The sequence below is a fragment of the Natronomonas halophila genome, from assembly GCF_013391085.1.
GTDB classification, from domain to species: Archaea; Halobacteriota; Halobacteria; order Halobacteriales; family Haloarculaceae; genus Natronomonas; species Natronomonas halophila.
This window is the reverse complement of sequence record NZ_CP058334.1, coordinates 2,749,025-2,761,569: the sequence shown is the minus strand read 5'-3', so window position 1 is coordinate 2,761,569 and position 12,545 is coordinate 2,749,025. Positions and strand designations below refer to the sequence as shown.

General features: G+C 63.8%; 13 protein-coding genes. 8 read left to right on the top strand and 5 right to left on the bottom strand.

Going from position 1 to position 12,545, the window contains the following annotated elements; all coding sequences use genetic code 11:
* The first annotated feature begins 71 nt into the window (after positions 1-71).
* The 5 genes from HWV23_RS14650 to HWV23_RS14630 all read left to right on the top strand — a co-directional run bounded on the left by HWV23_RS14650 (position 72) and on the right by HWV23_RS14630 (position 4,308).
* Entirely contained in the window at positions 72-656 is a 585-nt protein-coding gene (locus HWV23_RS14650; RefSeq protein ID WP_178291131.1) for an alpha/beta hydrolase, read from the top strand.
* 160 nt (positions 657-816) lie between these two features.
* A complete protein-coding gene (locus tag HWV23_RS14645) occupies positions 817-1,335 on the top strand; it encodes a hypothetical protein (RefSeq protein ID WP_178291130.1) in 519 nt (172 codons plus the stop codon).
* A gap of 96 nt (positions 1,336-1,431) precedes the next feature.
* Positions 1,432-3,075, top strand: coding sequence for a glutamine hydrolyzing CTP synthase (gene pyrG / locus HWV23_RS14640; protein WP_178291129.1), 1,644 nt, complete (start codon positions 1,432-1,434; stop codon positions 3,073-3,075).
* A complete protein-coding gene (gene guaA / locus HWV23_RS14635; RefSeq protein WP_178291128.1) occupies positions 3,075-3,992 on the top strand; it encodes a glutamine-hydrolyzing GMP synthase in 918 nt (305 codons plus the stop codon). The genes pyrG and guaA overlap by 1 nt, the downstream gene beginning before the upstream one ends.
* The gene (locus tag HWV23_RS14630; RefSeq protein ID WP_178291127.1) at positions 3,985-4,308 is read left to right on the top strand and encodes a DUF7126 family protein; all 324 of its coding nucleotides are present in this window, start codon (positions 3,985-3,987) and stop codon (positions 4,306-4,308) included. The genes guaA and HWV23_RS14630 overlap by 8 nt, the downstream gene beginning before the upstream one ends.
* 15 nt (positions 4,309-4,323) lie before the next feature.
* Here the strand turns inward: HWV23_RS14630 and HWV23_RS14625 are convergent, their stop codons facing one another.
* From HWV23_RS14625 to HWV23_RS14615, 3 genes are read right to left on the bottom strand one after another with little or no spacing between them, the layout of a single operon-like run.
* Positions 4,324-4,689 (bottom strand): hypothetical protein, encoded by a 366-nt coding sequence (locus HWV23_RS14625; protein ID WP_178291126.1) that lies wholly within the window; start codon positions 4,687-4,689, stop codon positions 4,324-4,326.
* Between the two features lie 37 nt (positions 4,690-4,726).
* Complete coding sequence (locus tag HWV23_RS14620; RefSeq protein WP_178291125.1) at positions 4,727-5,401, bottom strand: MBL fold metallo-hydrolase; 675 nt, start codon at positions 5,399-5,401, stop codon at positions 4,727-4,729.
* Between the two features lie 47 nt (positions 5,402-5,448).
* Positions 5,449-6,444 carry a phosphate uptake regulator PhoU gene (locus tag HWV23_RS14615; RefSeq protein ID WP_178291124.1) on the bottom strand — a complete coding sequence of 332 codons (996 nt, stop codon included), beginning with the start codon at positions 6,442-6,444 and terminating at the stop codon, positions 5,449-5,451.
* Between the two features lie 275 nt (positions 6,445-6,719).
* Here HWV23_RS14615 and pstB point away from each other — a divergent pair, with 275 nt between their 5' ends.
* From pstB to HWV23_RS14595, 3 genes are all read left to right on the top strand, one after another.
* Complete coding sequence (gene pstB, locus HWV23_RS14605; RefSeq protein ID WP_178291123.1) at positions 6,720-7,577, top strand: phosphate ABC transporter ATP-binding protein PstB; 858 nt, start codon at positions 6,720-6,722, stop codon at positions 7,575-7,577.
* A gap of 65 nt (positions 7,578-7,642) precedes the next feature.
* A complete protein-coding gene (phoU, locus tag HWV23_RS14600) occupies positions 7,643-8,323 on the top strand; it encodes a phosphate signaling complex protein PhoU (RefSeq protein WP_178291122.1) in 681 nt (226 codons plus the stop codon).
* Between the two features lie 97 nt (positions 8,324-8,420).
* Entirely contained in the window at positions 8,421-8,750 is a 330-nt protein-coding gene (locus HWV23_RS14595) for a hypothetical protein (protein ID WP_178291121.1), read from the top strand.
* Between the two features lie 420 nt (positions 8,751-9,170).
* On the opposite strand, the gene HWV23_RS14590 is transcribed toward HWV23_RS14595, so the two are convergent.
* Positions 9,171-11,396, bottom strand: coding sequence for a CDC48 family AAA ATPase (locus tag HWV23_RS14590; RefSeq protein WP_178291120.1), 2,226 nt, complete (start codon positions 11,394-11,396; stop codon positions 9,171-9,173).
* A 57-nt stretch (positions 11,397-11,453) separates the two neighbouring features.
* Positions 11,454-12,500, bottom strand: coding sequence for a zinc-dependent alcohol dehydrogenase family protein (locus HWV23_RS14585; protein WP_178291119.1), 1,047 nt, complete (start codon positions 12,498-12,500; stop codon positions 11,454-11,456).
* Between the last annotated feature and the right edge of the window lie 45 nt (positions 12,501-12,545).

The window sequence follows — 12,545 nt, the reverse complement described above, 5'->3', positions numbered from 1 at the left end:
ACCCTTAAAACGCTACGCGCGTTCGGCGGCCGACCGGACACGCTCAAGTCCGCGGGCCGCAAAGCCGGCCCATGAGCGAGTCAATCGTCGTCCCCTCGGACCGTGATGTGCGCGGGACGCTGGATACACCGGAGAGCGACACCTGCGTCGTCGCCTGTCCGCCGCATCCACAGATGGGCGGCAGTCGCACCGATTCGCGGTTGCAGGCGGTCAGCGACGCGCTGGACTGTGCCTGTCTCCGCTTCGATTACGGCGCGTGGGACGAGGGTCGCGGCGAACTGGTCGACACCAGGGACGCCTACGCGTGGGCGCGGGACCGATACGACCGGGTGGGCCTGTTCGGCTACAGTTTCGGCGGTTGTCTCGCGCTGGTGGCGGCGGCCCGCGAGAGCGATGCGGGGACCCCACCCTTTGCCGTGGCCGCGCTCGCGCCCGCGGCCAGCCTCACCGAGGACATCGATGCCGTCGCGGCCATCGACGATATCGACTGTCCGGTCGGTATCGTCTACGGCGAGCGGGACACCACCGTCGACGCGGCGGCCGTCGCAGAGCGAGTGGGCGCCACCGGGGGGATGGTCGAAGCCATCGGAGCCGACCACTTCTTCGTCGGTCAAACAGTCAAAGTCGCCGACACGATAGCGAATTTGCTTATTTAGGCACGAAGTCTTTAAGTACGAATACCGTCCTTCCGGTATGCTCGATGTCGACTGGGATTCCGCTAAACCCGGGAGAGACGACGTAAATCGTGTCTGGGAGACCAACACGTTCGACGCCGTCGACCCGGAGGTGGACGCGGTCGACAGATATGTCCAGTCTATGTCAGATACGCGGCCGAGAGGTGACGCTCGGCACTGTTGTGTCCGGATTCCCGACTCGGAGACGATAGACTGGTATCTTGCCAACAACGTGCTCGCGGAGGCGAATTTCTTCACCGAACTGCTGACCTCGAAGGCCGTCACGGCGGCACTCGGCATCGACGCCGACGACGACGCGGACCCGACGTTTACCGTCGAATCGGCGCTGTCACTGGACGGCGTCCTCGCCGAACAGCTCGTCCACGGTGGGTCGAAGCCGTACGTCGATACCATCGAACAGCAGTACGGGAGCTGTGCGAGCGCGAAGCGACTCGCGCGCGGGTTCACCGACGGGATCGTCGAGGACCGCTACGAGGAGATGACCGTCTATCGTACTCGCGACCCATGGAGCGACTGGTTCGGCGACCCGTGGTGGAACTTCACGCTTGTCGTCGTCGACCGGCGCTACCGCTGGGCGTGGGTGCTCGTCGCCACCGACGAGGGACTGATGGAAGCCGCGAAAGAGGAAGCTCATTCCTGACTCGGCCGACCTCGACCGCCACTCGCTGGCGTGACAGACCGGGCCGCACCGGGTGGGTGTCGAAACCGTTTTGTCCGACGCTCGCGGACCGTCGGTATGCCGACGGAGCTTACTGATTACGACCCCACACTGGGGAACAAGTTCATCTTCGTCACCGGTGGCGTGATGTCCGGCCTGGGCAAAGGCATCACAGCGGCGAGTACGGGACGCTTGCTCGCCAACGCCGGTTTCGACGTGACGGCCGTGAAAATCGACCCGTATCTCAACGTCGACGCGGGGACGATGAACCCCTACCAGCACGGGGAAGTCTACGTGCTGAAGGACGGCGGGGAGGTCGACCTCGACTTGGGGAACTACGAGCGGTTCCTCGATATCGACATGACCTTCGACCACAACATCACGACGGGCAAGACCTATCGCCACGTCATCGAGAAGGAACGGGCCGGGGACTACCTCGGTAACACCGTCCAGATTATCCCCCACATCACCGACGACATCAAACGCCGGATTCGGGAGGCCGCCGAGGGTCACGACGTCTGTCTCATCGAGGTCGGCGGGACCGTCGGGGACATCGAGGGGATGCCCTACCTCGAAGCACTCCGACAGTTCGCCCACGAGGAAGACGACGAGGACATCCTCTTTACCCACGTCACGTTGGTCCCCTACTCGAAGAACGGCGAGCAGAAGACCAAGCCGACCCAGCACTCCGTCAAGGAACTCCGTTCTATCGGCCTCCAGCCCGACATTCTCGTCGGCCGCTGTGAGGACAAACTCGACCCCAAGACCAAGGAGAAAATCGCGCTGTTCTGCGACGTCCCGACCGACGCCGTCTTCTCGAATCCCGACGTCGAGGACATCTATCACGTCCCCCTGATGGTCGAGGAAGAGGGCCTCGACGAGTACGTCATGGAGCGGCTGAATCTGGCCGACGAGGCCATCCCGGCGGACGAACGCGAAAACGAGTGGCGCGACATCGTCACACAGGAGACGACCGACGAGGTCGACATCGCCTTGGTCGGCAAGTACGCCCTCGAGGACGCCTACCTCTCGATTCACGAATCGCTCAAACACGCCGGCTTCGAGACCAACACCGACGTGAACGTCCTCTGGGTCGACGCCGACGAGATGGACGACGCCCACGCCGACCGCCTCGAACAGGCCGACGGCATCATCGTCCCCGGCGGCTTCGGCGCCCGCGGCACCGAGGGGAAAATCGAGGCCGTCCAGTACGCCCGGGAGAACGACGTCCCGTTCCTCGGGTTGTGTCTCGGCTTCCAGATGGGCGTCGTGGAGTTCGCCCGCAACGTCTGTGGCTTCGAGGGCGCCCACTCCGCGGAGATGGAGGAGGACACGCCGCATCCGGTCATCGACATCCTGCCCGAACAGTACGAAATCGAGGACATGGGCGGGACGATGCGGCTCGGCGCCCACGAGACCGACATCGAACCCGGAACGATGGCCCACGACATCTACGAGGATACGTCGTGTACCGAACGCCACCGCCACCGCTACGAGGTCAATCCCGAATACATCGACGACCTCGAAGACGCCGGCCTCGTCTTCTCCGGCCGCGCCGGCAACCGGATGGAAATCCTCGAATTGCCGGACCATCCGTTCTTCTTCGGGACGCAGTTCCACCCCGAGTTCCGCTCCCGTCCGGGACGGGCCTCCCCGCCCTTCCTCGCGATGGTCGAAACGATTCTTGCAGAATCCGAATCCACCGAAGAGGTGACCGCCTAATGGTCGATACAGACGAATTCATCGAGGAGAAAATCGAGGAGATCAGCGACGCAATCGGCGACAAGAACGCAGTCATCGCCCTTTCCGGCGGCGTCGACTCATCGACGGCCGCCGCCTTGGCCTACGAGGCCGTCGGCGACCAGTTGACTCCGGTCTACGTCGACACCGGTCTGATGCGGAAGGGCGAAACCGAGAGCGTCCGTGAGACGTTCGACTACATGGAGAGTCTCCGCATCGTCGACGCCCGCGACCGCTTCCTCGATGCGCTGTCGGGCATCACAGACCCCGAGGAGAAGCGCCACGCCATCGGCGAACAGTTCATCCGCGAGTTCGAGACGGTCGCCAACGAGGTCGACGCCGACTATCTCGTTCAGGGGACCATCTACCCGGACCGCATCGAGAGCGAGGGGACCATCAAATCCCACCACAACGTCGGTGGTCTCCCCGACGTCGTCGACTTCGAGGGCATCGTCGAGCCGATGCGTGACCTCTACAAGGACGAGGTTCGCGAGGTCGCCCGCGCGCTGGACCTCGAAGAAGTCGTCTCCGAGCGGATGCCGTTCCCCGGTCCCGGTCTCGCTATCCGCGTCCTCGGCGAAGTGACCGAGGAGAAACTCGAAGTCGCCCGCGAGTCCAACCACATCATCGAGGAGGAACTCGAAGAGTACGACCCTTGGCAGGCCCTCGCAGCGGTTCTCGGCAAGGCGACGGGCGTCAAGGGCGACAACCGCGTCCACGGGTGGGTCGTTTCGGTTCGCTCCGTCGAATCCCGCGACGGCATGACCGCCCGCGCACAGGAAATCGACTGGGAGACCCTCCAGCGCATCCAGTCCCGCATCACGGGCACGCTGGATAACGTCTCCCGCGTCGTCTACGACGTGACCCACAAACCCCCGGCAACCATCGAATATGAGTAAGGTAATCATCGCGGGCGAGGACCCCGACAATCTCGGCGAAGCGCTCGAAGACCACGGTGCGGACGTCTCCTACGCCGAGGGGACGGCCAACCGGCCCGCCCTCGAAGAGGCGGGCATCGTCGAGGCCGACGTCATCGTCATCACCGACGCCGGCCTCGCGACTTCGGTCCCCATCGCGACGGACCTCAACCCCGACGTGCGCGTGGTCTTCTACACGCGCGATTCCGTCCCGGAGTTCGTCAAGGGACAGGCCGGCCACATCATCGACCCCGAACTGCTCGACGCCGAGGCCGTGGCCGAAGAACTCACCGCATAACCACCGGATTCCGCGCTATTCGTCGGATTCCGGCGCCTCTTTGACCGGGTTCGTTCCGTCTTCGAGCGCCTGCTCGATATGGGCCATCCCCTGCTCGTTGAACGCCTCCATCAACTCGCGGGCCTCTTGGAGTGCTTCCTGTCGGCCGCGAATCCCGCGTTCGACCGTCTCGACGGCCTCCATATCCGTCTTCTCGCCCAGTATCACGCCGACCCGCCAGATGCCGCTTTCCAGCGGGTCGTCCGGCAGGACCTGCACGCCGAGGGGTTCCTCGTCGTGTTCGAACAGCGCGGGGTTTTCGGCCTGATACTTCTCGATTGGTTGCGGCGTCTCCTCGACTTCGCCCCATCCCTCGGGAGCGGGCAGAGAGGTGTCAGCCATACACACGATTTCGGTCGGCAGTTTGAAAAGAGTACGCCTACCGGGAATCGGCCAGTTGACGCAGGTGCTCGCTCCCACCGCGCTTGAAGGGGGTTCCGTGGCCCATCGCGGCGACTTCGAAGTCGGGGGCCGCAGCGGCAAACGACCGGATGCTCCGGTCGACGGTATCCGCGTCGTCGCAGATGAACCACGGCGCTGGCCGCAACGCGCCGTCGCGTTCGATGACCAAATCGCCGAGGAAGGCCACCTCCAGATTCTCGTGGACGTAGGCGGTATGGCCGGGCGTATGCCCCGGTGTGTGATACGCGGCGAAGCCACCGATGGCATCGCCGTCATCCACGCGACGGACGCGCGCTTCGGGAACGTCGGGAACGAACGGCCCCGAAACGAACTGGGTGAATCCCTTGAATCGTAGCGGCGAGGGGCGCTTTTCGCCCGTCAGGAACGGTGCGTCCTTCCGGCCGACGAAGATGGGCGCATCGACGGCCAGTTTGGCTATCGACCCCACGTGGTCGACGTCGTAGTGGGTAACGAGAATCCGCTCGACGTCGCCGAGGCCGAAGCCGGCTTCCTCGACGGCCCGCTCGACCGTCGACGTGTCGAAGGGCGTCCCCGCGTCCACAAGTGTGACGCCGTCGTCGTCGGCGACGAAGTAGGCGTTGACGCCGCTGGCCTCGTACCACCACACCCCATCCCGCAGTTCCGTGACCATACGGTCTTCAGGGCCCGCTAATAGTTAAAAGACGACGGCAGCGCGGCTTACGGCTTCGGGGCGGCCTTCTGGAGGGCGGTTTCGGCGATGTTGCCGCCGTAGTCGGCGCTTCGAGAAAGGGAGTCGACCACGAGGCCGAGCAGTTGGGCCTGCTGGGGTTCCAGTTGGCGAATCTCGTCGTCGACCCGCCGGGAGAGTTCGTCGATTTTCGTCACGCGCTGGCGGGCGTCGTTGGCGAGGCGGGTCGCGCGGTCGGAATCCTCCTCGAGAAGGGCGTCCATCGCCATCTCGATGATTTCGGTCGCCTCGTCGTGGAGGTCCTGCAGCGCCTCGGCGGCGTCCTCGGGCGGCGACCCGAGGGTTTCGGCGTGGGTCGCGATTTTGGCGGCGTGGTCGCCGACCCGTTCGAGTTGGCGGGCACTGGAGTGGTAATCGAAACACGTCTCGCGGTCGAGGCCGATGGTCGCGGCCGCGGAGGGGTCCCGGAGGACCGACCGGAACACCCGGGAAACCATCGACCACAGGCGGTCGACGTCGTCGTCTCGCTGGACCACGTCCGCGGCGAGGTCGTCGTCGTCCTTCAGGAGGGCATCGACGGCGTCGGCGAGCATCGTCGTCGAGACGAGTCGCATCCGGGTGATGGCGTTGTGAATCGACAGTTCCGAGGAGTCCAGGAGGTCCTGCAGCTTGACCCGTTCGGCGGTCTCGCCGATGACTTCGAGGCCGACCAGTCCCTGGGTGGCCTCGCGAATCGTTCGCCGCTGGGCGGCGGTGACCTGCTGGGTCTCCAGGGTGATGATGTCGAAACCGCTGACGTACATCGTCACGACCGCACGCATCAATTCGTCGTCTTCGAGTCCCGTGATGTTGAGCGTCCCTTCGACCTTCTCCTCGTCACGGCGGGGTGTCAGGAGTAGCGAGTCCTCCTCGGGATAGAACTCGACGACGCTGCCCCCGCTGATATCGTTGTCAGTCGCCCACTCCTTGGGCAGCGAGACGGTATACGTCGACCCCCCCGTAACCTGCACCTTCCGGGTTTCCATACCCCGGATATAGACTGAAGATATAAATTACTACTGGAATATATAGACAACTATCGGCATTGATACCAACATACCTGGTAGATGGCGTGTTTCTGATACGGTCCGCGCCGAAAATAGCCGCCCGAAACTCCCCAAAAATATAGAACTATATAGAAATCATAGATGGGTATTTAGGGACGCGGATACCCGTTGGGGATAACGACGCACGGGTAGGCGCGTGACTCGGGGTCAACGCGTAGCAGCCGTGGCCCGCGCGGAGACGAAATCAACTGACAATGAGTTCGGACAACACGTTCACCGAGACGGAATCGACGTCGGAATCGGAATCGCTCGCCGACTCCCCCGTCGCAGGCCTCGAAGAGGCGGGGCGTGACGGCACCGGCAGAACGATCGTCGAAGCCGAGAACATCAGCGTCTGGTACGACGAGACGCAGGCGCTCAACGACATCTCGATGGAGATACCCGAACAGCAGGTAACGGCCCTCATCGGCCCCTCCGGCTGTGGGAAATCGACGTTCCTCCGGTGTATCAACCGGATGAACGACCTCATCGACGCCGCCCGCGTCGAGGGGAACCTCCGACTGTACGACAAGAACGTCTACGACGACGACGTCGACCCGGTCGCCCTCCGACGGAAGGTCGGCATGGTGTTCCAGAAGCCGAACCCCTTCCCGAAATCCATCCGCGACAACGTCGCTTACGGCCTGAAAATTCAGGGCTACGAGGGCGACATCGACGAACGCGTCGAGGAGGCTCTGAAAAGCGCGGCGCTGTGGGACGAGGTCAAAGACCAGCTCGATTCCTCGGGGCTCGACCTCTCGGGCGGCCAACAACAGCGGCTCTGTATCGCGCGGGCCATCGCGGCGGACCCCGAAGTCATCCTGATGGACGAACCGGCCTCGGCGCTTGACCCGGTCGCGACCTCGAAAATCGAGGACCTCATCGACGACCTCGCGGAGGAGTACACGGTCGTTATCGTCACCCACAACATGCAGCAGGCGGCGCGTATCTCCGATAAGACGGCCGTCTTCCTCACCGGTGGCGAACTGGTGGAGTTCGACGACACCGACAAGGTCTTCGAGAACCCCTCCAGCCAGCGCGTCGAGGACTACATCACCGGGAAGTTCGGGTAATCGGCAGACAGGCGTCAGACGAACCGCCGGAAGAAACACATCGGAGACGCGACTACACGCTACCAATGGCACGAAAGGGATTTCAGGAGCAACTCGACGAACTCCGGGAGAACGTCCTCTACATGAGCGAGGTCGTTCTCGAACGGGTTCGTATGGGATTGCGCGCGCTCGAATCGAAAGACGAAGACCTCGCCCGCGAAGTCATCGAGGGCGACCACGAGATCAACGAACTGTATCTGGAACTCGAACAGGACTGTATCGACCTCTTTGCCCTCCAGCAGCCGGTCGCGGGCGACCTCCGCTTTATCGCCGCCTCGTTCAAGATCATCACCGACCTCGAACGGGTCGCCGACCTCGCGACGAACCTCGGCGATTACACCCTGCAGGCCGAGCGGGACCTCTATCCCGACGTCGACATTCAGGGCATCGGTGACCGCGTCGTCGACATGATCGACGATTCGATGGAAGCCTACGCCGACAAGGACGTCGAGGCCTGCTACGAAATCGACGACCGCGACGACGAAATCGACGCGCTCTGTGAACGGGCCTCCAGTACCGTCGTCCGGGACCTCATCGAGACGGAACTGGGCGATGATTCCTCCGACGAGGAAATCGAGGACCTGATGGGCGAGGTTTCGCGCCTCCTGCTGACGATCCGGGACCTCGAACGGATGGGCGACCACGCCGTCAATATCGCCGCCCGCACTCTCTATATGGTCGACAACAGCGACGAACTAATTTACTGATATTCTCCTCTGGCGGCCGTTTCAGGATTCCTCCCACACGATTATCGGACGAGAAACACGCATAACGATTAATTCAAGGCCGGTCGAACGGCGGGTAGTGGTTCCCGGATTCGTTCAACTCGGCCTAATTGCCCTGCTGTTCCAACTCACGATTATCGGGGGGTTCTACGGTTATCTCCGGTATCGGCATCCGGTCGCCGACTCGTCGACTCGGCGGCGCGTGATGAAAGTCCTCGCCGGAGGCGCCTGTCTGCTCGCGATTGGGCAGGCCGCCGCACTGGGTGCACTCGGTTCCCTCATGGTGACGCCACTCCTCTCCTTCGAGCAAGCCTTGTTCATTCAGGATGCTGGCCTATTCCTAACGCTGGTCGGCTATATCGTGGTGTTCGCTGGCTTCGTACTCCACAGCAGAGCGAGCGTCTCTTAAGTAAAGATTTCTGATAGCATCCGCGAGCGCCCGCAGGGCGCGAGCGGTTTGCTCAAAAGAGCGCGGGGCGCTCTTTTGGCATGACGAAAGACGCCGTTGGCGTCTTTCGAACCACACCGCGCCGAACGAAGTCGTTCGAGAGAGCGAAGCTCTCTCGTGATGACGAAAGACGTCGAAGGCGTCTTTCGAACCATGAGGCGCGGGACCAAGGCCTGACCGTAGGTCCCGCGAACGGAGTGAGCGGGAGCGTTGGAAGACGAGCGGTGCGTGGTTCGGAGCGACCGCAGGGAGCGAGAACCACGAGAAGCGAACGGCGAAGCCGTGAGCGAAGCGAGTCTTCCTGAGGGAAGGCCGCCGTGTCTTTTTCATGAACGTTTTTGCCGCGAGGGCGCCGCAGGCGCCCGAGCGTGCAAAAAGGTTCTATTGGAAACCGATACGGCCGCCGCCCTGCCGGTGTCCGGCCTCGGCACCGCCGCCGCGGAACTCCTCTTCGATCTGCTCGTAGTACTCACGGATGTCGTCGGAGATGGTCGGGCGGACCGAATCGAGCGCCTGCCGGAAGTGGCTCATCCCGACTTCCTCGGCGTCGTCGTCCTCGCGGAGGGCCTCGATGGCCGCCTCTCGCGCGATGGATTCGAGGTCCGAACCGACGTAGCCACCGGTGATTTCGGCGAGTTCACGGAGGCTGACGTCCGGCGACAGCGGCATGTCCTCGGTGTGGATGCGGAGAATCTGCTCGCGGCCGTCGACGTCGGGTTCGCCGATCATGACGAGGCGGTCGAACCGCCCGGAACGGATGAGCGCGGGGTCGATCATGTCGGGGCGGTTGGTCGCACCGATGACCATCACCTCGCCCATCTCCTCGAGGCCGTCGAGTTCGGTCAACAGTTGGTTGACGACCCGCTCGGAGACGTTCGAGCCGGTTTCGCCGCCGCGGCCCGGCGCGAGGCTGTCGAGCTCGTCGAAGAAGATGACCGTCGGCGAAACCTGCCGGGCCTTCCGGAAGGTCTGGCGGATGGCCTTCTCGCTTTCGCCGACCCACTTCGAGAGGAGTTGCGGGCCGCGCACCGAGATGAAGTTAGCGTTGGTCTCGTTGGCGACGGCCTTGGCCATCAGCGTCTTCCCGGTACCGGGCGGGCCATAGAGTAGGACGCCCGCGGGCGGTTCGATACCGAAACGGTCGAACTTCTCCGGTTGGTTCATCGGCCACTCGACGGACTCCTGTACCTGCTCTTTGGGTTCGGTGAGGCCGCCGACGTCGTCCCAGGAAACCTTGGGGAGTTCGACCAGCACCTCCCGCATCGCCGAGGGGTCGACCTCGTTGAGCGCGCCGCGGAAGTCCGACCGCTTGATTATCATACGGTCGATGAGACTCGGCGGAACGTCCTCCTCGTCGAGGTCGATTTCCGGGAGGTAACGCCGCAGGGCCTTCATCGCGGCTTCTTTGGTTAGGCTCTCGATGTCGGCACCGACGAAGCCGTGGGTCTCGTCGGCCATGTGGTCCAGCGAGACGTCGTCGGCCAGCGGCATCCCGCGGGTGTGAATCTGGAGGATTTCCTTGCGGCCGGTCTCGTCGGGGACGCCGATTTCGATTTCGCGGTCGAAGCGGCCGGGACGGCGGAGCGCGGGGTCGACCGAGTCGACCCGGTTGGTCGCAGCGATGACGACGACCTGCCCGCGCTCTTCGAGGCCGTCCATCATCGTCAGCAGTTGGGCGACGACACGGCGTTCGACCTCGCCGGTGACGTCCTCGCGTTTGGGCGCGATGGAGTCCAACTCGTCGATGAAGATGATAGACGGTGACTCCTCGGTCGCGTCCTCGAAGATTTCACGGAGTTGCTGTTCGGATTCGCCGTAGTACTTCGAGATAATCTCGGGGCCGGCGATGGAGAAGAACGACGCCGACGTCTCGTTGGCGACGGCCTTCGCCAGCAGGGTCTTGCCGGTCCCGGGCGGGCCGTGGAGCAACACCCCCGCGGGCGGCTCGATGCCGAGTTTCTTGAATATCTGGGGGTGTTTCATCGGCAACTCGACCATCTCGCGGACCCGCTGAATCTCGTTTTGCAGGCCGCCGATGTCCTCGTAGGTAATTCCCCCACCGGTCTTCTCGAAGCCGCTGATTGGCTCCTCGCGGAGTTCGACCTCGGTGTCCTCGGTGATGAGACAGACCCCGTCCGGTTCCGTCTCGACGGCGATGAGCGGAATCGCCTGTCCGGGCGACCGCATGAACGGGTGGTTCGTCGAACTCATTACGGGTACGATGTCGCGTTCGACGACCGGCCGCTTGAGAATCTGGCGTTTGACCATGCCGGCGGCGTCGGAGCCGAACTGGACCGACGCCTCCTCGGGCGGCGCGAGGACGAGTTTGTCCGCTTTCGTCGCCTCGGCCTTCCGAATCGTCACGCGCTCGCCGATACCGACATCGGCGTTCTGGCGCGTGAACCCGTCGATGCGGACCGTATCGGTGTTCCAGTCCTGCCGGTCGGCCCGCCAGACCTTCGCCGCGGTCGTGTCTGCACCCTCAATTTCGATGATGTCTCCCGGAGACAGCTTCAGATGCAGAAGCGTGTCGGGGTCGAGGCGCGCGATGCCCCGGCCCGAGTCGTTCGGGTAGGCCTTCGCGACCTCTAGTTGAACCTCGTTCATCCTGATACATAGTATCGGGACGCGCCGGAGATATGCTTTTTGCTGCCGGGGGTCGGCCTACCGCTGTGGCTTCACCAGCACCTTGATGGCTTCACGTTCGTCCATAGCGCGGTAGCCCGCCGGAACGCCGTCCAAATCGACCGTCTTCGTGAAAATCGGCGACGGGTCGAGCGTCCCCTGCAGGACGTCGGCCATCAACTCCTCGGCGTAGGCCCGAACCGGCGCGATGCCGCCCCGCAGCGTGATGTTGTCGCCGAACATCGAATAGACGTCCAGCCCTTCCTCGTCGACGCCGTGGGGGACGCCGACGTAGCCGACGGTGCCGCCGGGGCGACAGACCTCGATGGCCGTCTCCATCGCCGACGCCGCGCCGACACATTCCAGTACGTGATTCGCGCCGCCGTAGGTGAGGTCCTGCGCGCGCTCGACAGCCTCTTCGCCGCGGGCAGCGACCGTCTCCGTGGCGCCGAACTCCTCGGCAAGTTCGAGTCGGTCCTCGTGGTGGCCCATCGCGATGATGCGCTCGGCGCCGAGCCGGCGGGCCGCGAGCACACCACAGAGGCCGACCGCGCCGTCGCCGACGACGATACAGGTGTCGCCTTCGTCGACGCCCGCGCTGACCGCCGCGTGGTGGCCCGTCCCCATCACGTCGGTCAGCGGCAGCAGCGACCGCAGGGTATCCTCGTCGTCGGCGTGTCGGTCCGGCACCCGAACAAGCGTGCCGTCGGCATGTGGCGACCGGACGTACTCACCCTGTGCGCCGCCGTTGTCGCCGCTCCACGACCCGCCGTTGACACACGAGGTGTGCAGTCCCTTCCGGCAGAACTCGCATTGCCCGCAACTGACGACGAAGGGCGCGAACACGCGGTCACCCGGCTTGACGGAGGTAACCTCGTCGCCGACGTCTTCGACGATGCCCATCGGTTCGTGGCCGACGCGAGAACCCTCCTCGCGGTCGCTCAGGCCCCGGTAGAACCAGAGGTCTGACCCGCAGATCGCGGTGTGGGTGACCCGGACGATGGCGTCCGTCGGGTCCTCGATGTCCGGTTTCGGTACCTCCTCGATGCCGATTTCTTCCGGTGATTCGAAGATGGCGGCACGCATACCCGACCCGACGGGCGGACGGGGGTTAAACCTCGGCCCTGCCAC